Below are 26,251 nucleotides of genomic sequence, written 5' to 3'. Positions count from 1 at the left end.
AATAATGCGTCTGATGCCATAACAAACAATGAATCTATATTTATTACACCATGTAGAGACGCATTGCAATGCGTCTCTACATGCCTAATATCTAAAACCGATAATTTAAACCATAATTCACACCCAACATTCGTAGTCTCATTTGTAGGGCGGTAGATGAATTGATACCCGAAAACAACGAATGTTGATAAGAACTGCCAATATTTGCTTGCCAATGTTGGCTTATTAAATAGCTTGCACGAACACCACCTAAACCACTGATATTCAATGGCTTGTATATATTATTTATGCCATTAATTGTGCTTTTTTCTTGTACAAAAGTGTTATCACTGGCAATGGTATTTTGCAAGAAAATATCGGTTGAAATACCAGCTAAAAAATTCAAACCAAACTTTTTTGACAAGCCAATTTCATACCCTACTTGCATCGGTATCATCAAATATTCGTAACGATTATTAAATTGTGAGGCATCTGCCACAACCGTATTGGTTGGATTTTGAGTAGCAGTCAAATTATTACTTGAGTTTTGGAGTAAATAATCTGCAAAAAAAGTATTTACATAGCCATTTTGCTGAAAAGCGTAAGTATTACTCTGTAAAGTAGAATTGCCACGTAAATACCGCACGCCACTCTCAATGTTCCATTTCTTAGCAACTTTATAACCAAAAGCAAAACCCGTATTGAGTCCTATACCTGATTTGATTGCATTTTGAGGTTGAGAAACTGCAACGCTTCCTGCGGGTTGTGCTCCAATAGCTCCTGTACTTGGCGAAGATGGCATATTTGATGCTTTAGCAAAGGCATCTGCTTCTTTCAAAGCAAAAGTATTCAGCCCGCTCAATTTCATATTTGGGTCAAAAGGAGCAACTCCTGACTGAATTCCTAACCAAAATTTCGATACATTTGAGGCAATTGTTTTTGTTTCTGGGGCTTCATAATCGAAAACTAATTTGTTACGATTGAGTGTGTATCTGCTTCCAAAATATGTATATTCCTTTCTTTTTAAAGTATTAATATCAGCAAATGAATTTCGAGAATCATTTGCAAAAGCATTTCTATTCTCTACATTAATTACTTGATTATCAATACTTTGCATTACTTCAATTTTGTTTTCAGGAATAATATCATCAACTTTAGACATTGTCATAAGTACAGGTTTTTCAAAAAAACTATTTGAGTTTTGATTCTCAATTCTGTTCGAGCGGTGTTTGTTAACTTTACTTTTAAGTCTAACATTATCTGACAATTGAGTTGGATTTCTAATTGAAGCTAATGTTTCATCGTTCGAAATATTTTGCGTTGAGTTTGGTACTTTAGCTATTGATTCTACTGATTGAATGGCTTTAGATGTATTTTGGGTATATTTTTTTTGATTTCCTATATCATTTTTATTAAAGAAAAGTAGTCCTCCTAAAACCAAAACCAAAGCCGCAGCTAAGCCCGAAGCAATAGCTGAAGGTCGGAAAAAAAATAGGAAAGGGCGACGTTTCTTGCGTTCTAATTCTATCTCAATTTTATCCCACATATCAGCAGAGGGAAAAATTGAAGCATTTTCAAACGCTTGTTGCCATTCTTCTTCAAAACTATTTTGTTTTAGTGGTTTCATGTATCTTGTAACACATATTTTATTTTGTGCATTTTAACTTTCATTTCTTGTTTGAGGAGTGTACAATGTTCCTCTATTTTTTAATTTCGCTTGTAATAATACTCTCGCCCTTGAATATTGCGATTTTGAAGTTCCTTCCGAAACGCCCAGCATTTTTGCAATCTCATTATGCTGGTAGCCTTCAATTGCATAAAGGTTAAAAACCGTGCGACAGCCATCAGGCAAACTCTGCACTATCTCCATCAATTGCTCAAACTGAAAGCCAGAAAGCGTAAGTTCTTCTTGTTCAACTTCATCACTAATCAATTGACTATCAGTGTGTTGCATCCAGTTAGGCTGATTCTGTAATGCTTTTAATGCAGTATTGACAACTATCTTTCTGAGCCATGCCTCCAACGGGCAATCAAAGCGAAAGGCGGTTATTTTTTGATAAATCTTTATAAATGAATCTTGTACAACATCTTCAGCATCAGCTCTATTTTTCATGTAACGCATAGCCGTAGCAAACAACTTACTCGCAAATTGCGTGTAAAGCTGTCGCTGAGCGAGGCGTTCTTGGCGAATACAAGCCTGTACTAATTCTTGTTCGCTGTACATGAAAAGGGTATTTTTTTATCCAACCTTATGGATTTAATTGGGTTGCATTAGGAAGACCCAATTTATTTAGAAATGGTTGGAATTGGTTTGAAAAAACATTGAGATTTGAGATTTTAAATATGGAATATGACATTTTCCCAAAATCTCGAATCTCCTATCTCAAAATCTAATTTAAGCAAAAAAAAGCCCCTCAAAAAATTGAGAGGCATAATATTTTGAAAATAGGTTTAACGACTAAAAAACTCTGCTCCGATTTTATCATTAAAAACAAAACTGGTCGTCAATTTTATGACTCGTTTATCAACGCTACTCTGATACGTTGATTCGGAAGGATATTTAATGCCATAAGCCGAATCTGAGTATTTGGAATAATCTTCTGTAATCACTTCTTTTGTAGGCAAAGTAAATTTTTTTCTTACCAAAAGCCCCGTAGCTTCATCAAAATATAGGTTATATTTTATGCCGTTTCCACTTAGTTCTACCTGACTTACTTTTGTATCGTTTAGCGTTTCAGTATCTACCAAAGTTGCAATGTAGCCTTTATCTTGATAGTCTAAAAAAGGTAAAACTATCTCTTTTAGCTCTCTACGCATATTTTGTTGCTCTTTTTCGCTTAGGCCTTTGGTTTCATATTGCGTAGCTTTATCACTACTACCAAGCGGAACTTTCAGCCATCCTTCTGTGCCTCTAATTCCATAAATAAAAGTTCTTTTCATAATCGTTTTTGCTTTATATAAAGCTGCATCGTCAAATGAACCCTTAATATCCATGTCATAATCGGCAGCCGAATTTCCACGATAAGTCTGTTTCATCGAATATGTAGAAACGCCATCCCAAAGAGCTTTTCCGCCAGTAGCCTCTATGTATTTATCAAAAACAACATCGGCAGTTTGTGCAAAAGAAGTGGTGCTTATAGCTAGAAATGTTAGAATACTAATGATTATATTTTTCATAAAATTTGTTGTCTTGATTGTTGTCGGTAATAACGTTGTTTAGCACAAAATGGTATATTTGATGATTAAGATTTCTTTTAAAAGTCAAAAATTGAGATAAATCTAACGAAAAGTCCTCGAAAAATCATAGAGTTTTTATTTATTTATTACCTTTATTTTAAAAGCTTGAGAGCTTCTCAATGCTGACTAAAAACTTTTCTTTTATTACTTCCCAGCCTCTTTCGCCCACGTATCACGCAAGCCAACGGTACGGTTGAAAATCAATTTCTCGGTTGTAGTATCTCGGTCTAAGTAATAATACCCTTTTCTTAAAAACTGATAATGTATTGATAATGAGGCATTTGCTAAACTTGGCTCTACAAAAGCCGTAATCGTTTGTAAAGAATCTTGGTTAATATAATCTTTAAAATCTCCATCTTCACGACTTGGGTCTTCCACCTTGAAAAGTCGGTCATATAACCTAATTTCTGCTTCAATCGCTTGTGCTGCCGACACCCAATGAATCGTACCTTTTACCGCAATACCCGAAGTATCATGTCCACTTTTTGAGTTTTCGATATAAGAGCAGTGTAACTCAATTATTTCCCCAGCAGCATCTTTTATTACTTCGTCGCAACGAACGATGTAAGCACTTTTCAAACGAACCATTAAGCCAGGAGCTAAACGAAAATATTTTTTCGATGGATTTTCCATGAAATCATCCTTTTCAATCAAAATCTCTCGACTAAACGGCATCGTTCTTGTGCCGCTATCATGGTCTTCTGGATTATTTTCGGTCGTCAATTCTTCAACTTTCCCTTTTGGATAATTCGTAATGATTACCTTTAAAGGGTCAATCACAGCCATCACGCGAGTAGCTATTTTGTTGAGATGCTCACGCACACAAAATTCCAATAAACTTACATCTATTAAATTATCACGTTTTGCAACGCCGATTCTTTCGCAAAAATCACGAATTGCTTCTGGTGTATAACCTCTTCTTCGCATTCCCGAAATAGTCGGCATACGTGGATCGTCCCACCCTGTAACGTGTTTATCATTAACCAATTGCAGCAATTTTCGCTTGCTCATAATGGCGTACGAAAGATTCAAACGAGCAAATTCATATTGTTTTGAAGGGAAAATTTCCAAATTTCCGATACACCAATCATATAATTCACGATGAGGAATGAATTCTAAAGTACAAATAGAGTGCGTAATATTTTCGATAGAATCGGACTGCCCATGAGCAAAATCGTACATCGGATAAATGCACCATTTATCAGCTGTACGGTGGTGCGTAGCAAATTTGATGCGATAAATAACAGGGTCTCGCATCAACATATTGGTCGATGCCATGTCAATTTTTGCTCGAAGCACTTGCGTACCTTCTGCAAATTCACCGTTTTTCATTCGCTCAAACAAATCAGCATTTTCTTCGATACTTCTGCTGCGACACGAACTGTTCATTCCTGGCAAGGTTGGCGTACCTTTCATGGCGGCCATTTCTTCTGAAGTACTGTCGTCCACATAAGCTAAACCTTTATTTATCAGCTTTTTAGCAAATTCATAAAGATGGTCGAAGTAATCGGAAGCATATAATTCTTCTGCCCAATCGAAGCCCAACCATTTTACATCGGCTTTGATTGATTCTACATATTCTGTTTCTTCTGTTACAGGGTTTGTGTCATCAAATCGTAGGTTTGTTTTTCCACCGTATTTTTGGGCAACACCAAAATTTAAACAGATAGATTTAGCATGACCAATATGCAAATATCCGTTTGGCTCTGGTGGAAAACGAGTCAAAACTCGACCATTATTTTTGCCTACTGCGAGGTCATCTTCGATGATTTGTTCAATAAAATTTAGTGATTTTTCCGATGCGTCTGCCATGATTCCGTAAGTGGTAATGTTGCTTGTGATGCGAATTTAAACATTTTTTAAGTTTAAAGGTTTTTTGTTTTTACATTATACTTTATTTTATTGGATTTGTTAAAGAAAAAATTGAAATTGTTATACTTATATACAACCGTTTTCTTAAACCGTAGTACGATAAATCACAAATTTTTCAGATATTTACGCTAATTTCATTTTTCAAAACTTCCTCGCATGATTCTTATCGCAGATAGTGGCTCAACCAAAACCGATTGGCGTATTTTAGACGAAAGTAAAGTAGTTGGGCAAACCCAAACTGTAGGTTTTAATCCATATTACCAAGATGCTAATTCTATTGCCAACGAACTGACAATCAATCTTTTACCTCTTTGCAAAAATAAGATAAACCAAGTTTTTTATTATGGAACAGGCGTAACTAATGACGAAAAAGCAGGTGTTATCAAAGAAGCAATTTTGAAGGTTTTTCCGACTTGTTCAAAAATTGAAGCATTTAGCGATGTAGTGGGGGCAGCACGAGCAGCTTGTGGGCGTGAAGCAGGCATTGTTTGCATTCTGGGAACAGGTTCAAATTCTATTTATTTTGATGGAGAAAAAACTGGTTTTCAAGTGCCTCCTTTGGGGTTTTGGTTAGGAGATGAAGGAAGTGGCGGACATTTAGGTAAAAGTCTAATCTTGAGTTATTTACACAAAGAAATGCCACTTGAAATCAGAGCAAAATTTGAAGAAAAATATGGAGTAATGGATAGATTGACTGTACTTGAAAATGCTTATCACAAACCTTTTCCGAATCGTTATTTTGCTTCTTTTTCGAGGTTTTTGTTTGATAACCTTGACAATGTTTTTTGTTATGACTTAGTAAAAAAATGTTTCTTCGAGTTTTTTGAAAAATATATTTTAAAATACCCAATGTGTCACAATGTAAGTATAAATTTTGTGGGTTCGGTTGCTTTTTATTACAAAGATTTATTAGCAGAAGTGGCTTACAGTCAAGGCATTAGCATTGGTTTGGTCTTAGAAGCTCCTATTGGTGGCTTGGTTAAATACCATCTTAATTAAAACCGATACCTGACCTGTGCTTTCAAATCTGACTTGTGGGGAGCATTTATTTGGTCAGTACCACTGCCTATTGATGTAACATTATTTAGTTGAGTACGAGCAAAACGAACCCACAAATCTAAATTACGATTAATGCCATAACGAGCAATTAAATAGGTGCGAAAACCTTTACCATAATAAGCAGGTAATGACACTGCGTAAAGCACATCATTTTCGTAAGCGTAGATTCTCGAATCATAATCATCAGTACTAAAAAACGCAATTCTACCCTTCAATTGTAAGCGTTTTACTGACCCTTCAATGTCTTGCATAATTACATAACCCTTTGACGTTGAACGACTTGCATATCGAAATGTATTCATCTGTACACGAGTTTGACTCTTGAAAGTTCGGTTGATAGAATATTCAAAGTTTACCAAAACACTTTGTCGCAAGGTATTGACCACTACATCTGAAACAGTCATATTATTTGGCAAGTTTTTACCTTTATGTTCTTCATGATATTGGGTATAAAACAGCATTTTTTTATTGGGTTGATACGTCATTCTGAGCAAATAATCAAACCCAATTGATGGTGAATCAACCAAATATTTTAGCCACGGAAATTGAAAACGATCATAAAAAGCACTAAATATCAAGCCTTTCATTGGCGTAAATTTCAAGCCCATATAAATGCCTTTTTCGTTAATAGTACGGCTATTTTCACCAAAAGCATTGGCGTAAAAACTATGAAAATTTTTGTCGTAACTTCTTATATTTACCGCCCATTCGACTTGCCTACTAAGAGATGCTATAAAGCCGCCAATTGCACCTACTCCCCCGCTACTTGAATGAGCCGCTTCTCCAAAGAAATTGATATTTTGCCAAGTATAAGTGAAGTTTGTTCCAACTACTAAATTATGTTTTCCTGAAAATTCAAACTTATTGTATAAGTAGGGTGTTCGTTGCAAAATAGCATCAAATTGTGTATTGAGTATTGTTGCTCCAATTTGACCATTCTTTAGTTGAAAAGTAGCATTTACGCCAATATTTTGTTCGGAAATTTGATTTTTTCGAGCTAGTTCTGCTTCAGTTCTGTGATACCCACCTGTGAGAATCGAACTGAAATAATCTTCTCTTTCGCCGTCTATTTCATCAACATTTGCATCTCGTTTTGTATAAGAGTAAAAGGCTGTTAAGTCTATTTTACCCAATTGATAAGTAGCGGCTGCACCTCTAAAATAGCCACCTTCGAGTAAAGAACCATAAGGGCGAATGCCCAAATTGCTGCGACGAGTGGTAGCAATGGCTTCGCTACCTTTGCCTAATGCAAAACCAGCCGAACAAATGAGTCCTTGTCCAAACTGGGCTTGGTAATCTCCTAAAACCAAGTTTTTTAAATGCCCTTTATTGCGTAATTGAAAATGGAAAGTATAATAATCGAGGTAGTTTTTTTCGCCAGCATCTTTCTCAATAATAAATCCAACCTGAAAATCCTTTGGATGACTCAGGCGATAGCGAGCGTATATACGTTGTGGTGAACCCAAATATTTTCCATCTTCAAAACCTTTAGATTTTTCTAAAACTTGGTCGCTTCGTAATACTAAATAATGTTCTGTGGCATTGGTCAAGCGATTTTTTAAGTCATTTATCGAAAAATTATATCTTACTTCTACAAAAGGCAGCAATCGGTTGATGGTTTCCACATCAAAATTTGGTACAGCTTGTAGTTCATAAATGCTTAGAAAATCGCCGTTTTTTTGACGATGTTCCAAAATATTATTGATTTGCAATTGAGACAGCACATAAATTGAAGCTAATTCTTCGGCTGATGCTACGTTTAAATCTAAGGGATTTTGATAAAGTTGATAAAGCGATTCGTAGAGGTCGTCGTAGTTGATGTTTTCTTGTTGCACAGGAAAAACCCGCTGAATAAATTCATCTAAATTGATTTCGGTACGCAGTCGGGTTTGAGCAAAAGAGAGATTAATAAATATAGGCATCAAGACAAAAATGCACAAGATTTTTTTGTGTTTTCTTTGCAAAAAAGAAGATAAAAAATTTCTCATACTTTCGCATCAACTAAATTTATCTAATTGCTTCACCAAAACATTAAAATCTTTTGGATAAGGGGCTTCTATCTTAATAATCTCGCCATCTAACAAACGAAATGTGAGCGAATGAGCATGTAGAGCTACTCGTCTAATAAGTGGTAATTCTTCGGTGCCATTTTTGAGGTTAAAGTTTTTGCTTTTGAGATGCGAAAGTCGAATATCATCACCTCCATACATTGGATCGCAAACGATTGGGGCCTTTAAGCATTGTAAATGAACTCTAATCTGGTGCATTCGTCCAGTAATTGGCATACACTCAAGCAAAGTATAGTAACGATAAACTTTCAGTGTATTAAAAATCGTTTCGGCAATTTTACCTTTTTCACGGTCGATTCTTACACCAGTTCCATCTCTCAATTGAGCAATTGGCAAATAAACTGATACCCCATCAAAACTATGAACGCCATTAACGACCGCATGATAACGCTTCGTAACCTCACGGGCTTCAAATTGCATCGCTAAGTTTCGGTAAGCAGCTGGATTTTTGGCAATGGCAAGCACCCCCGAAGTTTCTTTGTCGAGTCTATGGCAAAGCTGAGCATCGTCCGAATATTCTTTGGCTAAACGTAAAATACTTTGGTGTTTGTCTTGCGTACGCTCGTCAAGGCTTGATAAATAGGGCGGTTTATTGATAAGAATATAATCGTCATTTTCAAAAATAATTAAACTTTTGAAAGCAACGGTTTTAGCCATATTCTTTATTTTGGGTGTTTCTTTCTTATCAAAAATATCAAAATCAAAATCGTAGTCCATCTTATTCGTGCTTTTTTTTCTGCAAAGTTAATGTTAATCTACAAAAGATTGAGTAGAAATTCATTAAACAACATGAACTAAAGATTCTGATATTTTTTTCAGCTTAAAACCAAAGGTTGTTCCTTTATCTATTTTGCTTGTTACAGTAATTTTTGAATTGTGTGCATTCAAGATATGCTTCACAATTGCCAAGCCAAGACCTGTACCTCCTGTATCACGAGATCGACTTTTATCGACCCGATAAAAACGTTCAAAAATACGAGCTAAATGTTCAGGTGGAATACCTGGACCATCGTCTTCCACCGAAATATGAAAATATTTTTTTTCTTCTTCAATTTCAACAATTATTTTTCCTTGATCTCGCCCATACTTTATTCCATTGTCAATCAAGTTGGTCAAAACCTGCGTAATTCGCTGTTTATCAGCCATTACCATTGCTTTTCCTAAATCTTTTGGTTTAACTTTCAAGGTTACTTTGCGGCTTTGAGCTTTGGTTTCTAATTGCTCAAAAATTTCTTCTGTAATATGTTTGAGGTCAATTTCTTCGAAGTGCATTTTTAAATCGCCTTTTTCTACCTGCGAAAGTATAACCAAATCACGCACTAAAGCATCAAGTCCGTCTATACTTTTGGCAGCTCGATTCAGAAATCGGTCAAGAATTTTGGGGTCGTCTTTTGCTCCGTCAATGAGTGTATGAATAAATCCTTGGGCGGCAAAAATCGGAGTTTTGAGTTCGTGTGAAACATCGGCTAAAAATTCTCGCCGAAATTGCTCCATTTTTTTTAATTCTTCAATTTCATTCTGTTTTTTAGTAACATAGCTCGAAATTTCAGAATTAAGCTTTTTGATAGGATTGACACTTTTTATCAAAGATTTTCGTGAAATATCAAAATCACGAATTTTTAGTTTTTGAATGGTTTTATAAATTTGGTCCACTTCCTGAAAAACCAAAACGTCAATAGTATAGAAAACAAAGAAAAAGGAAGTAAAAAAACAGGCAACACCTACCACAAAAAGCATTGCGACCGTTACTTCTGGCACAAAACTAAGAAATGCCACCGAAACGAGGGTAATCATTATGGCTAGAAAAAAAGCAATAAGTCGAGGGCTGAAAGACATTATTTAGTCGATGCGGGAACGCCCGTGCGGTCAACAGACAATGGTCAATAGAAAACCTCCATCGTGTTGATAGGTTTAATTTATCAACGACAAATGTAATTGAAAATTAGCAATTAATCATTGATAATTATACTTCGTCGGTAAACATATATCCTACACCTTTGAGGGTTTTGATGAAGGTTTCGCCTACTTTTTCACGTACTTTTCGAATATGCACGTCAATAGTACGCTCAACAACATAAACATCTATTCCCCAAATCTTCTGCAAGATTTCGTCACGACTAAAAACTTTATTAGGATATTGTGCAAGAAAGAAAAGCAATTCAAATTCTTTTTTTGGCAGTACAACCAAACTTCCATCGGGCTTAGTAACGGTATAGTTCAAACGATTGATGTTCAAACCTGCCACTTCTAAAGTTTCGGTTGGGTCAGTTTTTTGGGCTTCACGGCGAAAAAAAGCATTAATTCGACTCATTAAAGCACGAGGCTTTATGGGTTTATTAAGGTAGTCATCAGCACCAACTTCAAAAGCCGCAATTTCAGAATATTCTTCTGAGCGAGCTGTAAGATACAAAATGTATGTACTTTTCAGTTCGGGCATAGCACGAATCATTCGCCCAACTTCGATGCCATCCAGGTGAGGCATCATAATATCCAAAATCACTAAATCGGGCAAAAACTCTTTGGCAATTTCGATAGCTTTTTTGCCATCGGGGGCAGAAGCCACTTTATAACCTTCTTTTTCGAGGTTATAACTCAATAACTCCACAATATCGGCTTCGTCATCAACTACTAAAACACGGTGAGCAAGACTCATAAGTAGTAATTTGTTTTTTACGATGCAAAGGTAAGATTAAAAAAACGTTAGGTATATTAAGCCAATGTTAAATCTTATTGAGGGGAGGAGTTTAAGGGGTATAGAATTTTAGCAACATAACCATCATTATCAGTATTTTCCTGCTTATTATTAGCTACAAAGTAAGCCTTCATACTAAGGGTTTAGATAGCGTAAAAGTGTATTATTTATATTTTTTAGTTGAATAATTTAATAAAAGTGGTGGAAAATGTTTTTTTTGTCTAATTATTTTAACAATTTATTAAACAAAAAGATGAAACACTAAGTCTTATCTACATTATTCAATTTTTAAACTTAATTACCCTAATGTACACTTTATTCCTAAACGTCGTCAATGTTGATGGCAAAGACCCAGTTTCATTTACTTTTTTTACGGGCTACATGGCTATGTTAGCCGCCTCCGTTTTCTTTTTGTTTGAAAGAGGAAGCGTTGATGGCAAGTGGAAAACTTCTCTTTTAGTATCTGGTTTAATTACCGGAATCGCAGCGGTTCACTACTATTACATGAGAGATTTCTACGGTGCAACTGGCGAAAGTCCAGTAGCTTTACGTTACATTGACTGGACACTGACGGTTCCCTTGATGTGCGTTGAATTTTATCTTTTATTAAAGCCAGCAGGTGCAAAACCAGCTTTCATGTGGAAACTCATAGCAGCATCGGTACTAATGTTGGTAGCGGGTTACATCGGAGAGGCGTTTAATACAAATTCCTCAACAAGCCACTCAGTTATGTGGGGTGTGATTTCGTCAATCGGTTACGTTTATGTGCTTCATTCGGCATGGATGGGGGAAGCAAAGCAATTGGCTGCCGCTTCAAACTCTTCATCAGTAAAGTCTGGCATTCAAGCATTAGCTTGGTTTGTGTTGGCTGGTTGGGCTATTTATCCAATCGGTTACATGGCAGGCCCTGGTGGTTGGTTAGGGCCAGATGGTGCTGGTTTACTGCAAACAAAAGATTTGAACTTGTTTTATAATATTGCAGATGCAATCAATAAAATTGGTTTTGGTCTGGTAGTATATAATATTGCTATGACGGAGTCGAAAAAAGTTGTCTCTTAATTTTCTTCTTTATTTATTTTGCCACAAAAGCCTTTAAATAAAGGTTTTTGTGGCAAAAATATCAACATTTCCTCCTAATCAATTTTCGTTTTCTTCACTTTCGACCAAATAGAAACAATGAGAATAATACTGTTGTTCATCGGGTTTGCTATGTTGTTGATACATCAATATGTGCAAACGATTTCTGCACAAGGACAATTTTTGGCATTTGCTATCGGTATTATATTTTTGGGGATTCCCCATGGAGCTGCCGATTTGTTGGTTGCCACAAAAAATGCAAGTAATGAAAAGAGGCGGTTTTCAATTTTATATTTTTTTGTCAATTATTTAGGTCGCTTGGTAGCATTTGGTGCTATGCTCTGGTTTTTTCCACTATTGGGTAATATTCTATTTATTTTCTTGGCGGCGTATCATTTTGGCGAAACTGACTTGCATCAGTTCAAAACGGATACGATTTTTGGGAAATTTTTTGTTACAGCTTATGGTTTAGTTATTTTAGCAGTTATTTTATTCCCAAATTTTGACGAAGTAAGAGCAATTTTGCAACTTTTCAAGGCTGGTTCAGATAATTTATCATTTATTAATTGGCTCGACGGGCATCGCTACGAGCTTATTGCCTCCTCAATGATTTTATTTATTATTAGTGTTTTTGTTTATTTTGCAAAAAACAAAAACACTAATATAGTCGAAATACAACTATTTTTAGGTCAGTTTATTCTTATCCTTTTGATTATTTATAACTTGCCCATGCTATTGGGTTTTACGTTTTATTTCGTAATTTGGCATTCAACGCTTTCGCTCAATAACATAACTTCATACTTGCAAAAAAACAGCACTTATTACAACATTAAGTCGGTTCTAAAACAAATCATTTTTTACAGTCTTCTTGCTATTGGAGGGATTTTGATATTTGGATTTGCTGGTTTTATGTTCATCAATAACAACGCAATGATGGCGTACAGTTTTTTAGGTTTAGCTGTGCTGACAGCACCACACATGCAAGTGATGCACGATATGTATTACAAAACTCGCTTAAACCAAAATATAAATACTTGATGTAAAATACTGATAATCAACAAAATAGAAATAATTTTTCAGCAATTATTTCTAAAACCTCTGCAAAATGCCACTCGAAATCGAAAAAAAATACTTAGTAAATAAAGAAATTTGGCAAGAAACCAAGAAACCCAAAGGTATGTTTTTTCGGCAAGGATATTTATTGACCGACCCGAATAAAACCATTCGTGTAAGAGTTACCGATACCAAAAGTTACTTAACTATCAAAGGCTTATCGATTGGTGCAACAAGACCCGAATTTGAGTACGAAATTCCGAAAGATGAAGCCGAACAATTGTTAGATATGTTTGCTATTTCTGATTTAACAAAGATTCGATATAAAGTTTTGTTCAATAATAAACTTTGGGAAGTTGATGAGTTTTTAGGCAATAATATGGGTTTAATTGTAGCCGAAATAGAATTAGAAAGCGAAGATGAAGCCTTTGATTTACCCAATTGGGTAGAAAAAGAGGTTACGGGAGAAAATGAATATTACAATTCAAATTTGTCTCTTTTTCCATACAAAAACTGGTCATAACTCATGCTTTTCATATAAACTTCTCTTCATTTAGCAATTTATCGTACCTTTGCATATTCATTAAGTATCCAATAAATGACAAAGGCGAGCGAAAATTACAACATTCAAAAAAGACTATTATCAATTACCATTATTTTGTTTTTGATAAAACTCACCGCTTGGTATTTGACTAATTCTGTTGCAATTTTAACTGATGCTTTAGAATATACAATTAATGTAATTAGTGGAATAGTTGGGCTTTACAGTCTTTATATTTCGGCACAACCTCGTGACCAAAATCACCCTTACGGACACGGCAAAGTAGAATTTATTTCTGCAGCAGCCGAAGGGACTTTAATGATTGTTTCGAGCTTCTTGATTATCTACGAAGCTCTTAATAATCTGAAACACCCTCACCAAATTTCTCAACTCGACTATGGTATTTATTTAGTGGCACTCACGGCTTTTATTAACTATGGCGTTGGTTTTTATGCAGTCAAAAAAGGTACTCAGAACAATTCTCTTGCACTTATTGCCACAGGAAAGCACATGCAGTCTGATACTTACGCTACGATTGGTATTATTATAGGTCTTGTTCTGATTTTTTTTCTGAAATACACTTGGATTGATAGCGTTGTGGCGTTTGTATTTGCAATCATAATCATTGTTTCAGGATACAAGATTTTGCGAAGTTCGATTGCGGGAATCATGGACGAAGCCGATGACGATTTGCTTGATAAAGTAATCGCTTTATTTCAAAGTTCGAGAAGAGAGAATTGGGTTGATTTGCATAACCTCCGTATCATAAAATATGGCGGAACGCTACATCTCGACTGCCATTTGACTGTACCTTGGTATTTGAATATTCACGAAGCTCACCTTGAAATTGATGAATTAAGTAAATTAGTAAAAGAAAATTTTGGCGAAAGTATTGAGTTATTTGTTCATACCGACGGTTGTCTTGATTTTTCTTGTGCGATTTGCACCAAACACGATTGTCCAGTAAGACAACATGAGTTTGTAAAAAGAATAGATTGGACCGTGCAGAATGTATCGAGTAATTACAAACACAGAGTAGAATAAGTATTACTTCAATTGGCTTATCAAATCTTTTGCATATTGATTATTTGGATTGATTTGTAAGGATTTTTGACAATTTTGAAGAGCAGCATTTTTCATTCCCATTTTTTGATAAGTTACTGCCAAACGATAAAATCCATTGTCGCTACGTGGATTGAGCGAAATAGCTTTTTGGTAGTAATCTACGGCTTTGTTGTAATTATTCTCATCAAAATATAAGCCTCCCAAGTTGAAATTCGCTTCGTAATGTTTGGGATTTAATCGCAATGTATTTTCTAAGTCATCAATTGCTCCATTTGTTTGTCCTAAAGCAGTTTTGCAATTGCCTCGTTTGTAATAGCTTATTTCCGAATTAATACCTAATTTAATACAACGATCAAAAACTACAAGTGCTTTCAAATCATCTTTCTTGTCATAATATTCCATGGCTTTTTTAAACAACTCTGAGGAGGGAATTCTTTCAACTTCTTTTTTAAAATCGCTTATATTCGGCAAATCATCTTCATTTTCTTCCAATTTTAACTCAAATCCATCAAAAATATCAATATTATTTACTTTGGCTAATTGGCTCAAATTATTTTCCATTCGAGTAGCCGATTCGGCATCAAAAGCGTCTGTTTTCTCTACTTCTAACTGATATTTATCTGCCTTTTTTGATGTATTTACGTAGCTATAATTTTGCTTTAATAGCAAATCTTTAAAGCGAGCAAGGTTTTGTTGGTCATTATCAATAAAAAAATAATGATATGAAATCGGTTTTTTTGTGTCAAAACCATTGGCAACCAAATGTGTATAAAGTGTTTGAATCTCACGGGCATGATTACATCTTTGAGAAAAGCCCATAAACGGAAAGAGCAAATAGCAGAGCCATACACTTAAAAATTGAAAATTATTTGCTATTTTTTTCATCTTAAATTTAAAACGTTTATTTAACAATTTTATTCAACAGACAGTAAAAAACAATAAAAGACACCTTTTGAGTGCCTTTTGATTTTATAGTTTTCTAACAAATAAAGTAAACAATTATCTCGGAATTCCGAATGCTTGAGCAACTTCATTAAAGTTTGAATAATCTATGCTTGCTCTTGACTTAATTCCTCCTGGAATAATGACATAACGAAACTGAAGACCCGTGGCTGGCTTACCTTTTATATCTAATAATTCGACAAAAGTTACATTTATTTTACCGATGGTTATCGAAATATTATAATTGGTCAGTCCTGAACTTGTTTCCAACATGAGTGGAAGCAAATAAGCTGGCCCACCCAAAGTTTGGCGACTGTAAGCAAGCACCACACCTTTATCTATTATTTCTTGATTCGCTTTCGACTCGGTTATTCCATATATATAATTTTTCTCCGTCACTTTTTGCCAATCGGCAATTACAGGAGTAACCCAATCTGAGTAAATGACATTAGTCGCTGTTCCTCCTCCTGTTCCAGTCGAGCCAGAAGGGCCGGTTGCACCGGTTGCTCCCGTCGCACCAGCCGAACCCGTTGCACCAACAGCACCCGTATCACCTTTGGGGCCAGTTGCACCGGTAGCACCTGTCGCACCAGCTGGGCCCGTTGTACCTGTATCGCCTTTTGGTCCTTGGGGGCCCGTTGCACCAATAGCTCCCGTTGCACCGATTGCACCAGCAGGGCCCGTTGCTCCAGTTGCACCTGTATCTCCTTTTACTCCTTGAATACCTTGATCGCCTTTTGCTCCTTGCGGGCCTTCTGGCCCCTCACAACTACATAATGTTAAAAATCCCAACAGTAAGAAACTGAAGGTTAGTTTTGTTTTGATTTTCATGATATTAGGATATGATTATTATACACTCACAGCAATTATAGCAATTATATTGATATCTTTTCAACATTTATGCTAATTTTATTTTTCTATTTATCAGCATTTATTAGTCAGTAATTTTACAAATTACGTTAAATTATAGTTAGCTGATTTTAAGTGTTTTGTCAGGAAAATTCAGAAGAACGCAGAAGTACAAAAAAATTACCAAAAGCTGAAAGAGGGGTGATTTTGGTTTTGAAAGCAGCAATTATTAACTTAATATCCCCGTGATTAAAAACTTCACGGGGATATGAAAACGTATCTTATATAGATTTTGGCAATTGAGAAAATCTCACTTCTAAACCCCTATCTAACTTATTTTTTACAACTTTAATATTTACTTGACCATTGGGTTTAATTTTCCACGTTGGTATATCAATATCTGATAACGGTTTGCCATATCGAATCGTAAATTGATTAATCAATTCGTTTTTCAAACTATCATTTGAGGCATCAGAATTCATATAAATATCTAACTCTATGCCCGATACATGATTTTTTTGGTCTTTTTCGTAGAGAATATCTACCGTTTCGAGACTTTCTGTATCAAAAGAATACCCAATATGCGTTTCTTCCTCTTCAAAAAGCTCAACAGTTTCTTTCTTTTTTACATCCGAAATAGCATCCCCAAATTTAATTCCTCTAAGCAGACCTTCACCTGTACCCATGATGGAACGTAACAATTTTTGAACGTTACTTGAAGGAACATTGGGAGTTGAAGCTGGACTGGATACTTTTTCTTCTGTTTGTGTATCTTTTGGGTTACTGCAAGCGATGAATATTAAAGACAAAATAACTAAGTAAATTTTCATAATTTTTTGAAAGAAATATATTAATTGAAAACATTGATAATTTATTGTTATAAAGTTATTCAAAATATGTATTTATATAATGAGGTACTGCTTTGAAAATTCCTAAAACTCACGCGATAAGTTGAAAAAAAAGCGTTTTTCGCCCAACCCATTAATGGAGTAATTGAGCCGACCCACTATATTATACCATGTAATCACATCTAAACCTAAACCACCACCTACTAACCACTTATTTGCTAATTTAGTATTATTTATTTGAGGAAATTTATTTTTAGCATATCCTATATCTATGAATGAATTGAGATAAGCCGCCACTGGCAATGTATTGAATTGCTTTATTTTCAGAAATCTACTCAGGTCATAAATATGGTCAATAAGTTGATATTTTAGATTAGTTTTAGCCAAAACATAGCTTTGTCCATCTATTACATAAAGCTCATAACCTCGCACCAAATCATTTTTATAACCCAAGCCTGCCGTTTGTAAAAAAGGCTGCTTGTGAGGAAATGATACTTTTCCACGAAAACTGTAATTTGCATAAAATTTACCTCTTATCGGCAAATATTTATTGTAAGAAGCACTAATATTCAATTGATTGATATTATCAGCATTAAACAGACCATATTTTGTAATCTCAAAGCTCGCTCTATAACCTTTCAGAGCATATTGTCTATTATCTCGCCTATCAAAAATGTAAGAGTAATTTATCAAAAAATATTTTTGTTTGGTTTGTCCATTCAAAAAATAATTTGGATTTAAGCGGGCAATTGTATCGGCAATTTGGGTTTGGTTATAGCTTATTTGCAATGATTGATTTTGGTAAAAACCTGTACGGCGAGATAAAACCGTATAAAAACTTAGTCGTTGACGCTGCTGTTGTTCACTTTCCAGAAATTGAAATTTATCCTGCCAAGTACGATAAACCATTGTTTTATTAATTCCATATAAAATACCCCCTAAAAAAGTAGTTGTCAATTTTTTATCTAAATATGGGCTACTATACGAAATCTCGAAATTAGGAATAAAGCCAATTTCTGCCCGAACTCTGAGTTGGTCATTATTACCTGTCAAATTAGCGTGTTTGCCATAAATTCCATAAATAGTTCTTCGTAAATCGTGGTTACGTTCATACCACCATTCATTAACATTTCTGTCTGCCAAATAAAATACAGGTAATACCACCAAATATAGCCTTTCTTTTACTTCTACAAATATATCAATTTGCTGATTATCAATCTCTTGTGAAGTGATTTTTACAGTGATAAACAAATATGTATTCGTGATTTTCTGGCGGTCAGATTCTAAAATTTCTTTAAGTTTAGCTTTTTGTAAAGTGTCACCGACTTTAATGAGCATTTCTCGAAAAATAATTTTCTCTTTTGTACGAGTATTTCCTACTATCTTGATGTTATGTACAACAACAAAATCATCAGCAAAACACTGATAACTCGTATTTAGTAGAAAAAAAAAGCAAACAAAAAATAAACGATGTGTCATTAATAATAAGTTGGTAAAGTTCGTATTCTATTATGACATACGATATTTTATTGGTGCTGGAAAACCCAAAATTAAACTATTTTTCAAGAAAAACCTTAATTCTTTGTGCTATCTCGATATGAAAACTAACTTTATGGGAATATTCAGGAATATTAAAAAAACAGTTTGTTGAATATTCCTTATGAAATCAACTCTAAAAATCAACTATAATGGAAAGTCTATTTGTTACCCAAAAACTCAAAAATCTTTTGCCAAAAATTCAAGCGTTTGTAGAAAAAGAATTATATCCGCTCGAAACTACCGAAAATCTCTTACATAATTTTTCTTATGTATTGCCTGTTCTAAACCAAAAAAGAAATTTAGTCAAAAATGCGGGACTTTGGGGCTTACATTTACCCGAAGCAGATGGTGGACTTGGTCTAACACTCTGCGAATTTGGTCAAATCAGTGAAGTTTTGGCAAGTTCACCTTTCGGGCATTATGTTTTTAATACCCAAGCTCCCGACATTGGGAATACCGAATTGTTGCACAAATATGCTCCCAAACACCTCAAAGACAAATATTTAAAACCTTTGATGAATGGCGAGATTCGTAGCTGCTTCTCCATGACCGAACCCGAATTTGCAGGTTCAAATCCAACAATGATGGGTACAACTGCCGTGAAAGATGGTGATGATTATATTATAAATGGGCATAAATGGTTCACTTCTTCAGCAGATGGGGCAGCATTTGCGGTCGTGATGGCTGTTACAAACCCCGATGCCGCTCCACACAAACGAGCCAGTCAAATTATTGTTCCGCTTGATACGCCTGGTTATAAATTTATCAGAAATATTCCTATCATGGGACACGCTGGCGATAGTTGGGCAAGCCACGCAGAAGTATTGTACGAAAATGTACGTGTACCGCAAGCCAACCTCATTGGTATAGAAGGTTCTGGTTTTTTATTGGCACAAGAACGCCTCGGTCCAGGCAGAATACATCATTGTATGCGATTTATTGGCATTGCCGAGCGTAGCTTCGATTTGATGTGCCGCTATGCCGCTTCACGAGAAATGGAGCCAGGCGTGATGCTGGGCGAAAAACAATTTATTCAAGGTTTTATTGCAGAAAGTAGAGCCGAGATAGATTCAGCAAGGCTTTTGGTACTACGAACTGCCAAAAACATTGATGAACAAGGAGCCGCCGCCGTGCGTGATGAGATTTCGATGATAAAGTTTTTTACAGCAAATATGATGCTTAGGGTTATCGACCGAGCGATTCAGACGCACGGAGCTTTGGGCATGACCAACGATATATTATTATCGCAATGGTATTCGCACGAACGTGCTGCAAGAATTTATGATGGAGCCGACGAAGTGCACAAAACTGCCTTAGCTCGTGGAATTTTGAAAGGTTATGGCTTAGATACCAGAAAAAAATAACTATTAAGGGAGTAGGTACGCATCAAAACGTGTACCTACCAATCAATCTAAACAAACATGAAAAGCTTTATTTTTCTCTTTTTATTCTCGTTTACAACTTTCGCCCAAAATGAAAGCGAAGCATTGTTTACGTCGTTTGACGGCACAAAAATTCATTATGAGATCAAAGGAGAAGGATTTCCTGTGGTACTGGTGCATGGATTTATGAGTAATAGTAATTCGTGGAAACGTGGGGCGTTGATTCCTGCATTGGTTAAAGAAGGTTTTAAAGTCATAACGCTTGATTTACGTGGCAATGGACTATCGGATAAGCCTCATTCGCTTGCAGCCTACGAAGATAATGCTGAAATAAATGACATTATGGCTTTAATGAAACATTTGGGTTTTAAGAAATATGACTTAGTAGGTTACTCACGAGGGGCAATTCTCACGGCTCGACAATTGATTTTAGATAAGCATATTCATAAAGCTGTTATTGGAGGGGTTGGAGCAGATTTTACCGATTCCAATTGGGCAAGACGAAAAATGTTTGCCGAGGCTTTTTCTGGAAAAGCTCACCTTTATCCTGAAACCAAAGGTGCGATAGAAAGTGCTAAAAGAAATGGCGTTGACACTTTAGTAATGGTTTTTTTACAAAAAGTACAACCAGCAACCACACCAGCACAACTGGCAAAAGTTAAAAAACAAGTTTTAGTAATTGCAGGCGACCAAGACCTTGACAATGGAAATCCAGCCGAAGTAGCAAAGTTATTGCCAAAATCAACCTTAAAAACCGTTCCAGGAAATCATGGTAATACGTCTCAATCGGAGGCTTTTGCTAAAGAAGTTATAGCATTTTTGAAAAAAAACTAATTTTCAGCCTCCAAAACTATTCTAAAAGTTGTTCCTTTATCAACTTGTGTTTCTTTCACGAAAAGTTTCCCATCGTGGTAATTTTCAATGATACGTCGGGCTAAAGTCAAGCCAAGCCCCCAACCACGTTTTTTTGTACTAAACCCCGGTCTGAAAACTTTTCGAATGTTGCCTTTTGTAATTCCTTTTCCTGTATCAGTTATATCAATAGCAATATTATTTTTGCCTATCGGGGTTAGTTTTACGAATAACTCTCCTATTCCTCCCATCGCATCAACAGCGTTTTTGCAGAGGTTTTCGATAACCCATTCAAACAAATGCTTATTCAACTTAACTTGCAAATTATCAGGTAATTGGCTATCGAAATGCACTTTTACTTTGGTCGAAATTCGTCGTCCTAAATAAATCAAAGTTTGCTCTACTAAGGGTGCAATTTTCTCCTCACTCATTTGTGGAATCGAGCCTATATTTGAAAAACGAGTGGTAATTGTTTCGAGGCGTAGCACATCTTTTTCCATTTCGTCGCCAATACTTGCATCAAAATCTGGATTCGAACGTAGCACTTCTACCCAAGCCATCAATGCCGAAATCGGTGTGCCGAGTTGGTGAGCTGTTTCTTTTGCCAATCCTACCCAAACCCTATTTTGCTCTGCTTTTCGAGACGAACTATATGCAATAAAAGCCAACGAACCAAAAATTAGAAATGTACCAATTAGAATAAAGGGAAAATACCTTAACTGCCTTACTATTAACGAATTACTGTAATATACATAGCCTTTATCTTTCCCTACTTCAAACACAATTGGTGGGTGTTCTTGACCCATTTCACTAATTTTTTCATATTCAAAATCCAGTTTTTCCTGTTTTCCCCATTTTTTATTTTTGTCGTCTAATTCAGAAATATTTTGATGATAATCAGTTGGGATACCATTCAAAACAATTATCATTGGTACAGTTTCATTAGCATCAAGCATCTCCTGCACGTAAGTATAGTCACAAGTACTATTTGTTTGTTCAATTGTAAAACGAATTCCGGCTGCATACAAAGTTGCATATCTTTTTTCACGCTCTTCTACCTGTTTACCCAATTTATTAAAATAATATAAGACTCCAATCCCAACCAAAAGTAATATTGCTATTGCCACAAATCTCCAACCCGTGATTTGCTCATAAATATTCAAAAAAACTTCTCTTCGTGCCATAAATTTTATATTTTGTTTAACCCTAGTTTTAAGGTTTTGTAGTTCAATATTTATTGCCTCTTATTTTAGAATCATTCTAAATTACTATACTTTACAATAATCATTATATTTTCAGCAAACCATCTAATCAAAATAGTCGTACATGATATAGAGTTTTAAAAAAAATCATAGGTTTTCTAACCCAGCGAATTTTCCAAATAACCGATTATTTTGTCAAACAGCCCAAAAAATTGATGTTCAGCCCTTTAGTTTGATAATGATGTATTGAAACTCATATATTTACGTTAATTACTTCCAATCAGATCATATTAATTAAACGTAAAGTCATCGTAGAAATGCTTATTCAGATATTGTATTTTTTTTAGATAATAGCCAAACAGAACCTTAATTTGTTTAGAATTGTTCTAAATTACAAAAACTGATAAAAATCATAACAATATTTAGTATTCTGACTGTAAATTTGCAAACTATTTTAGAAACAATGCAAGGATTATTTAAAGCACTAACCATTTCGCATAAAAAAGCATCTCTTCAAGTAAGAGGTCAAATTGCACTTAACGAAGATGAATGTAAAGCTTTGATGCTTAAAATGCGTGAAACTTATGATGTTTCAGAAGTGCTTGTGCTTTCTACTTGCAATCGTACCGAAATATACTATTGTTCAGAAAACGATTTAGGCGAAAACATTATTCGCTTACTTGCCAGTCAAAAGGTACTGAATTCAAACGAAATACTTCCATATTTTGATATAATTTCTGAGCATAACGAGGCGGTTCGCTATTTATTTGAAGTTTCGATGGGGCTGCATTCGCAAGTTGTAGGCGATTTACAAATTCCTAATCAAGTAAAGCACGCTTATCAATGGTCGGCAGATGTGCAAATGGCTGGACCATTTTTGCACCGTTTGTTACACACGATTTTCTTCACCAATAAAAAAATCGTTCAAGAAACATCATTCCGTGACGGAGCGGCATCTACTTCTTACGCAACCGTTGAGGTAATGGAAAGTTTCTTACCGATGCTCAATAATCCAAAAATATTAGTTGTTGGCTTGGGTGAAATTGGCGAAGACGTTTGCCGAACCTTAGCAGATAAAGGATACAAAAATATAACGATTACAAATCGTACGAAAGAAAAAGCAGAGGTTTTAGCAACAGAATTAAATTTTGAAGTATGTGATTATCAATTAGTTAATCAAAATATTTTGAATGCAGACATTATTATCTCATCAATTCGTTGCGAAGAACCTATCATTACGAAAGCTACTTTAAATAGTAAATCGGCTTCAGTAAAATATCTTATTGACCTTTCAGTACCGAATAGTATTGCTGCCGATATTGAAGAAGTTGCGGGTGTAGTTTTGTATGACCTCGACGAAATTCAATGCCGTGCCAATGCCGCCTTGCAACGCCGAATGGAATCAATTCCGCAAGTTTTGAATATCATATCTGATGCAATCGGAGAGTTTAATAATTGGTCGCAAGAAATGATTGTTTCTCCAACGATTCAAAAACTCAAAGGTGCTTTGGAGCAAATCAGAAAAGAAGAAATGGCTCGCTTTGTGAAAGAATTATCGGCAGAAGAAGCAGAAAAAATGGAAAAAATAACAAGTAGCATGATGCAAAAAATCATCAAATTACCAGTAATTCAATTAAAAGCTGCTTGTAAACGTGGCGAAGCCGAAACACTGATTGATGTATTGAATGATTTATTTAATTTAGAAAAACAGACGGTTTGATAGACTGATAATCAATATATTATGGCGTAATTTTTGAGTAAATTACGCCATTTTTTATTTTTTTCTTATCCTATATAATAGCTGATACTATTTTTTACGCTTCTGTTTTTTCTGTAAAGTGTTCACATCAACTATGTCTTTTTCTCGCCCGCTTGCTTTTTTATTTTGAATCAAATCTCTCAATCCAATATAGTTTGCTTTTAAATCTTCTATCTCAATTACCTGTATTTGAGAATATGCTTCTTTGAAATTTATTCCATCAATATTTGTTAAAATATCAATTCTTAAAGGTGGATATCCTATTTGATTAATTAGATTTTCTTTCAAAAAATCTTCTTTTTTAAATCCGAGCGATGAAAAACCAAATGCTTTGATAACCAAAATTATTTTTTCAGCATTCGACTCTGAAATATCAATCCAAATATCCAAATCGCCTGTATAACGTGGACTACCGTGAAAAGCCATTGCATAGCCTCCAACAATCATATAATCAACCTCATATTGGTTGAGAAATTGAATAAAGTCCTCAAAATCAGGGTCAAGGGTCATTTCATCATTCGTTTTGAACTTACGGTTCTATCCATTTTTTGCCCATTAGTCATATTTTGACGAATCAAGAACGTAACGGCTTGTAGCCTTTCTTGGGGTGTTTTCGATAGCCAATAATCTATATCTGCCTCTTCTTGATTAGGGTCATTCAGATTAATTTGCTTGGCCACCATTGCCATTTTTCTTTGCATTGATTGATTATTTTTTATACAAATATACAAAAATATCAACCCAAAATCATAGCTTCTACTGTTCTTTTGGCTTCTTCGATGGCGGTTTTTGCTTAGATAATATTACATTTCATCTCCTCTTTAAAAATGATTGGTGTATCTGAATTAGGAGTTATTACAGGCTTTTTAATTTTCAAAATGATTGGCATTGGAAAATCTACACCTGCTAAAACGGCTTCTCCTGGGGCTAAAATTGGCAAAAAACTCAATGCACTTTTTGTTGCTTCTGAACAAGCATACTCTATAACTTCTCTATCTCTTTGATTTATAAGGCGATGGACGATAAATGTTCCAAACTGACTTAAAACTCCTTGTGGAATATCTCTGGGCATTTGCGTAGCAAGTACAAGAAAAAGACCTTGTTTTCGACATTCTTTCGCAATTTTTTCAAAAGCATTGAGTTCGATTTCAAGTGAGTATTCATCTTTTACTTTTTTATTTAAAAACTGGTGTGCTTCATCAAGCATTAAGATTAAAGGAATTTTTCTGAAAGATTTATCAGATGAAAGTGCTTTTTCATATAAATACCTTCCAATTGCATTAACAAGTACAGCTTTTAAATCATTATCGGAGGTTACATTTTCTACTGAAAGAATTAATAAATTATCTTTACTGTCGGGTTTTATAAAATTTTCAAAAATAGTTATGAAATCGTTTTTGTCACCATCCACCTTACCAATTCCAAAGGCATTTATAAAAGAATTGTTTCTTAAAGTTGAATTAATTCGGGATATTAAAGAATTACATAATCCAAGGTCTCGCTCATACTTAGTACCAAACTTGCCTGTTGCCCCTGTTTCATAAATACATTCAAAATAGACTTGATGAGGTAGGTGTAAAATTTCAAAATTACAAATAACCGAATTTATAATTACGCCATATTCTTTCTCTAATTTCAAAAAAGCGTTTCGGTCTTTCCCATCTTTTCTTATTGAATCATTATGCTGTATCCATGTTTTATGTTCGTCTTTAATTTTATCTCCTAAAGTTAATAACTCTCTATGGATTTTTAATGACTTACAGGCTTCTTGCAATTTAGGAAGTTGAACTTGTCCCGCTGGTCTAAAAAGTGCCAACAAATCGGTTTCACGCAAACCTGAATAGTGGAAATATAAAGAATCCTCTCCATCATTGAATTTGACATATTTTACTTTGCTATTATTTTTCAAAGTTTCATATTCCCCTGTTGCATCAATTACAATAGCTTTTCCATTATTTTTTGAGATTTCTTCTAAAAGTTTAGCAACTGTATAGCTTTTACCTCCGCCAGTTGTGCCAACAATAGCACAATGTCTTCCAAATAATGCCTGTGGCGATAATTTTATTGTTGCATTTTCATCATCTGGTAAATTAGCAATTTCAAAAGCAGGTTCATTAGGGTTTTCTTTAGTGTTTTTACCAAAATCCTGCAAAAAACTCTGAAGTATTTCGGTTGAACAAATAAAAACCTTTGAGCCGACATGCGGTAGTTGATTTAATCCTTTTGTAGCTTTT

At 34.9% G+C, this 26,251-nt stretch carries 24 protein-coding genes; 8 read left to right on the top strand and 16 right to left on the bottom strand.

Features of this window, described 5'->3' with window-relative positions; all coding sequences use genetic code 11:
• Positions 1-91: 91 nt before the first annotated feature.
• From ACH2CJ_RS09075 to ACH2CJ_RS09060, 4 genes are all read right to left on the bottom strand, one after another.
• The gene (locus ACH2CJ_RS09075; protein ID WP_394992248.1) at positions 92-1,606 is read right to left on the bottom strand and encodes an outer membrane beta-barrel protein; all 1,515 of its coding nucleotides are present in this window, start codon (positions 1,604-1,606) and stop codon (positions 92-94) included.
• A gap of 33 nt (positions 1,607-1,639) precedes the next feature.
• A complete protein-coding gene (locus tag ACH2CJ_RS09070) occupies positions 1,640-2,203 on the bottom strand; it encodes an RNA polymerase sigma factor (protein ID WP_394992247.1) in 564 nt (187 codons plus the stop codon).
• A gap of 227 nt (positions 2,204-2,430) precedes the next feature.
• A complete protein-coding gene (locus tag ACH2CJ_RS09065; RefSeq protein ID WP_394992245.1) occupies positions 2,431-3,156 on the bottom strand; it encodes a hypothetical protein in 726 nt (241 codons plus the stop codon).
• Between the two features lie 204 nt (positions 3,157-3,360).
• The gene (locus ACH2CJ_RS09060) at positions 3,361-5,028 is read right to left on the bottom strand and encodes a glutamine--tRNA ligase/YqeY domain fusion protein (RefSeq protein ID WP_394992243.1); all 1,668 of its coding nucleotides are present in this window, start codon (positions 5,026-5,028) and stop codon (positions 3,361-3,363) included.
• 216 nt (positions 5,029-5,244) lie between these two features.
• Here ACH2CJ_RS09060 and ACH2CJ_RS09055 point away from each other — a divergent pair, with 216 nt between their 5' ends.
• On the top strand, positions 5,245-6,087 hold the full coding sequence (locus ACH2CJ_RS09055) for an N-acetylglucosamine kinase (RefSeq protein ID WP_394992241.1): 843 nt from the start codon (positions 5,245-5,247) through the stop codon (positions 6,085-6,087).
• Here ACH2CJ_RS09055 and ACH2CJ_RS09050 read toward each other — a convergent pair.
• From ACH2CJ_RS09050 to ACH2CJ_RS09035, 4 genes are all read right to left on the bottom strand, one after another.
• Entirely contained in the window at positions 6,084-8,069 is a 1,986-nt protein-coding gene (locus tag ACH2CJ_RS09050; RefSeq protein ID WP_394992239.1) for a helix-hairpin-helix domain-containing protein, read from the bottom strand. The two genes, ACH2CJ_RS09055 and ACH2CJ_RS09050, sit on opposite strands and share 4 nt — an antisense overlap.
• Before the next feature lie 75 nt (positions 8,070-8,144).
• Entirely contained in the window at positions 8,145-8,873 is a 729-nt protein-coding gene (locus tag ACH2CJ_RS09045) for an RluA family pseudouridine synthase (RefSeq protein WP_394992269.1), read from the bottom strand.
• A gap of 123 nt (positions 8,874-8,996) precedes the next feature.
• Entirely contained in the window at positions 8,997-10,052 is a 1,056-nt protein-coding gene (locus ACH2CJ_RS09040) for a sensor histidine kinase (protein WP_394992238.1), read from the bottom strand.
• Positions 10,053-10,179: 127 nt separating this feature from the next.
• Positions 10,180-10,869 (bottom strand): response regulator transcription factor, encoded by a 690-nt coding sequence (locus tag ACH2CJ_RS09035; protein ID WP_394992236.1) that lies wholly within the window; start codon positions 10,867-10,869, stop codon positions 10,180-10,182.
• 345 nt (positions 10,870-11,214) lie between these two features.
• Here ACH2CJ_RS09035 and ACH2CJ_RS09030 point away from each other — a divergent pair, with 345 nt between their 5' ends.
• The 4 genes from ACH2CJ_RS09030 (at position 11,215) to ACH2CJ_RS09015 (ending at position 14,623) form a co-directional block, all read left to right on the top strand.
• Complete coding sequence (locus ACH2CJ_RS09030) at positions 11,215-11,967, top strand: bacteriorhodopsin-like (protein WP_394992235.1); 753 nt, start codon at positions 11,215-11,217, stop codon at positions 11,965-11,967.
• A gap of 117 nt (positions 11,968-12,084) precedes the next feature.
• Complete coding sequence (locus tag ACH2CJ_RS09025; protein ID WP_394992233.1) at positions 12,085-13,023, top strand: Brp/Blh family beta-carotene 15,15'-dioxygenase; 939 nt, start codon at positions 12,085-12,087, stop codon at positions 13,021-13,023.
• A gap of 67 nt (positions 13,024-13,090) precedes the next feature.
• On the top strand, positions 13,091-13,561 hold the full coding sequence (locus ACH2CJ_RS09020) for a CYTH domain-containing protein (RefSeq protein WP_394992231.1): 471 nt from the start codon (positions 13,091-13,093) through the stop codon (positions 13,559-13,561).
• A gap of 75 nt (positions 13,562-13,636) precedes the next feature.
• On the top strand, positions 13,637-14,623 hold the full coding sequence (locus ACH2CJ_RS09015) for a cation diffusion facilitator family transporter (RefSeq protein WP_394992229.1): 987 nt from the start codon (positions 13,637-13,639) through the stop codon (positions 14,621-14,623).
• A 3-nt stretch (positions 14,624-14,626) separates the two neighbouring features.
• On the opposite strand, the gene ACH2CJ_RS09010 is transcribed toward ACH2CJ_RS09015, so the two are convergent.
• From ACH2CJ_RS09010 to ACH2CJ_RS08995, 4 genes are all read right to left on the bottom strand, one after another.
• Positions 14,627-15,529: a tetratricopeptide repeat protein gene (locus ACH2CJ_RS09010; RefSeq protein WP_394992228.1), complete on the bottom strand. Its 903-nt coding sequence runs from the start codon at positions 15,527-15,529 to the stop codon at positions 14,627-14,629.
• A 114-nt stretch (positions 15,530-15,643) separates the two neighbouring features.
• A complete protein-coding gene (locus ACH2CJ_RS09005; RefSeq protein ID WP_394992227.1) occupies positions 15,644-16,417 on the bottom strand; it encodes a hypothetical protein in 774 nt (257 codons plus the stop codon).
• Positions 16,418-16,716: 299 nt separating this feature from the next.
• Positions 16,717-17,265 (bottom strand): hypothetical protein, encoded by a 549-nt coding sequence (locus tag ACH2CJ_RS09000; RefSeq protein WP_394992225.1) that lies wholly within the window; start codon positions 17,263-17,265, stop codon positions 16,717-16,719.
• A 102-nt stretch (positions 17,266-17,367) separates the two neighbouring features.
• Positions 17,368-18,762, bottom strand: coding sequence for a BamA/TamA family outer membrane protein (locus ACH2CJ_RS08995; RefSeq protein ID WP_394992224.1), 1,395 nt, complete (start codon positions 18,760-18,762; stop codon positions 17,368-17,370).
• Positions 18,763-18,971: 209 nt separating this feature from the next.
• On the opposite strand from ACH2CJ_RS08995, the gene ACH2CJ_RS08990 reads away from it, so the two are divergent.
• On the top strand, positions 18,972-20,186 hold the full coding sequence (locus ACH2CJ_RS08990) for an acyl-CoA dehydrogenase family protein (RefSeq protein WP_394992222.1): 1,215 nt from the start codon (positions 18,972-18,974) through the stop codon (positions 20,184-20,186).
• A 57-nt stretch (positions 20,187-20,243) separates the two neighbouring features.
• Entirely contained in the window at positions 20,244-21,038 is a 795-nt protein-coding gene (locus ACH2CJ_RS08985; protein ID WP_394992220.1) for an alpha/beta fold hydrolase, read from the top strand.
• On the opposite strand, the gene ACH2CJ_RS08980 is transcribed toward ACH2CJ_RS08985, so the two are convergent.
• The gene (locus tag ACH2CJ_RS08980; protein WP_394992218.1) at positions 21,035-22,240 is read right to left on the bottom strand and encodes a sensor histidine kinase; all 1,206 of its coding nucleotides are present in this window, start codon (positions 22,238-22,240) and stop codon (positions 21,035-21,037) included. The two genes, ACH2CJ_RS08985 and ACH2CJ_RS08980, sit on opposite strands and share 4 nt — an antisense overlap.
• 481 nt (positions 22,241-22,721) lie before the next feature.
• Here ACH2CJ_RS08980 and hemA point away from each other — a divergent pair, with 481 nt between their 5' ends.
• On the top strand, positions 22,722-23,978 hold the full coding sequence (hemA, locus tag ACH2CJ_RS08975) for a glutamyl-tRNA reductase (protein ID WP_394992217.1): 1,257 nt from the start codon (positions 22,722-22,724) through the stop codon (positions 23,976-23,978).
• Positions 23,979-24,065: 87 nt separating this feature from the next.
• On the opposite strand, the gene ACH2CJ_RS08970 is transcribed toward hemA, so the two are convergent.
• From ACH2CJ_RS08970 to ACH2CJ_RS08960, 3 genes are all read right to left on the bottom strand, one after another.
• Complete coding sequence (locus ACH2CJ_RS08970; RefSeq protein WP_394992215.1) at positions 24,066-24,527, bottom strand: hypothetical protein; 462 nt, start codon at positions 24,525-24,527, stop codon at positions 24,066-24,068.
• Positions 24,524-24,718 carry a hypothetical protein gene (locus tag ACH2CJ_RS08965; protein ID WP_394992213.1) on the bottom strand — a complete coding sequence of 65 codons (195 nt, stop codon included), beginning with the start codon at positions 24,716-24,718 and terminating at the stop codon, positions 24,524-24,526. The genes ACH2CJ_RS08970 and ACH2CJ_RS08965 overlap by 4 nt, the downstream gene beginning before the upstream one ends.
• 92 nt (positions 24,719-24,810) lie before the next feature.
• The coding region (locus tag ACH2CJ_RS08960; RefSeq protein ID WP_394992211.1) for an ATP-binding protein at positions 24,811-26,251 on the bottom strand (1,441 nt) is incomplete at its 5' end.

This window comes from Emticicia sp., assembly GCF_043780375.1.
Lineage (GTDB): Bacteria > Bacteroidota > Bacteroidia > Cytophagales > Spirosomataceae > Emticicia.
Note: the sequence above shows the minus strand (reverse complement) of the source record. Positions and strands in the feature narration are given on the sequence as shown.

Bases quoted from the DNA above. Each gene is read 5' to 3' on its own strand.
- ACH2CJ_RS09040 (WP_394992238.1), bottom strand. From the start codon at position 10,052: ATGTCTTTCAGCCCTCGACTTATTGCTTTTTTTCTAGCCATAATGATT.
- ACH2CJ_RS09005 (WP_394992227.1), bottom strand. From the start codon at position 16,417: ATGAAAATCAAAACAAAACTAACCTTCAGTTTCTTACTGTTGGGATTT.
- ACH2CJ_RS09025 (WP_394992233.1), top strand. From the start codon at position 12,085: ATGAGAATAATACTGTTGTTCATCGGGTTTGCTATGTTGTTGATACAT.
- ACH2CJ_RS09045 (WP_394992269.1), bottom strand. From the start codon at position 8,873: ATGGCTAAAACCGTTGCTTTCAAAAGTTTAATTATTTTTGAAAATGAC.
- ACH2CJ_RS09075 (WP_394992248.1), bottom strand. From the start codon at position 1,606: ATGAAACCACTAAAACAAAATAGTTTTGAAGAAGAATGGCAACAAGCG.
- hemA (WP_394992217.1), top strand. From the start codon at position 22,722: ATGCAAGGATTATTTAAAGCACTAACCATTTCGCATAAAAAAGCATCT.
- ACH2CJ_RS08995 (WP_394992224.1), bottom strand. From the start codon at position 18,762: ATGACACATCGTTTATTTTTTGTTTGCTTTTTTTTTCTACTAAATACG.
- ACH2CJ_RS09010 (WP_394992228.1), bottom strand. From the start codon at position 15,529: ATGAAAAAAATAGCAAATAATTTTCAATTTTTAAGTGTATGGCTCTGC.
- ACH2CJ_RS08990 (WP_394992222.1), top strand. From the start codon at position 18,972: ATGGAAAGTCTATTTGTTACCCAAAAACTCAAAAATCTTTTGCCAAAA.
- ACH2CJ_RS09020 (WP_394992231.1), top strand. From the start codon at position 13,091: ATGCCACTCGAAATCGAAAAAAAATACTTAGTAAATAAAGAAATTTGG.
- ACH2CJ_RS09035 (WP_394992236.1), bottom strand. From the start codon at position 10,869: ATGAGTCTTGCTCACCGTGTTTTAGTAGTTGATGACGAAGCCGATATT.
- ACH2CJ_RS09050 (WP_394992239.1), bottom strand. From the start codon at position 8,069: ATGCCTATATTTATTAATCTCTCTTTTGCTCAAACCCGACTGCGTACC.
- ACH2CJ_RS08980 (WP_394992218.1), bottom strand. From the start codon at position 22,240: ATGGCACGAAGAGAAGTTTTTTTGAATATTTATGAGCAAATCACGGGT.
- ACH2CJ_RS08965 (WP_394992213.1), bottom strand. From the start codon at position 24,718: ATGCAAAGAAAAATGGCAATGGTGGCCAAGCAAATTAATCTGAATGAC.
- ACH2CJ_RS09060 (WP_394992243.1), bottom strand. From the start codon at position 5,028: ATGGCAGACGCATCGGAAAAATCACTAAATTTTATTGAACAAATCATC.
- ACH2CJ_RS09070 (WP_394992247.1), bottom strand. From the start codon at position 2,203: ATGTACAGCGAACAAGAATTAGTACAGGCTTGTATTCGCCAAGAACGC.
- ACH2CJ_RS08985 (WP_394992220.1), top strand. From the start codon at position 20,244: ATGAAAAGCTTTATTTTTCTCTTTTTATTCTCGTTTACAACTTTCGCC.
- ACH2CJ_RS09055 (WP_394992241.1), top strand. From the start codon at position 5,245: ATGATTCTTATCGCAGATAGTGGCTCAACCAAAACCGATTGGCGTATT.
- ACH2CJ_RS09015 (WP_394992229.1), top strand. From the start codon at position 13,637: ATGACAAAGGCGAGCGAAAATTACAACATTCAAAAAAGACTATTATCA.
- ACH2CJ_RS08970 (WP_394992215.1), bottom strand. From the start codon at position 24,527: ATGACCCTTGACCCTGATTTTGAGGACTTTATTCAATTTCTCAACCAA.
- ACH2CJ_RS09030 (WP_394992235.1), top strand. From the start codon at position 11,215: ATGTACACTTTATTCCTAAACGTCGTCAATGTTGATGGCAAAGACCCA.
- ACH2CJ_RS09065 (WP_394992245.1), bottom strand. From the start codon at position 3,156: ATGAAAAATATAATCATTAGTATTCTAACATTTCTAGCTATAAGCACC.
- ACH2CJ_RS09000 (WP_394992225.1), bottom strand. From the start codon at position 17,265: ATGAAAATTTACTTAGTTATTTTGTCTTTAATATTCATCGCTTGCAGT.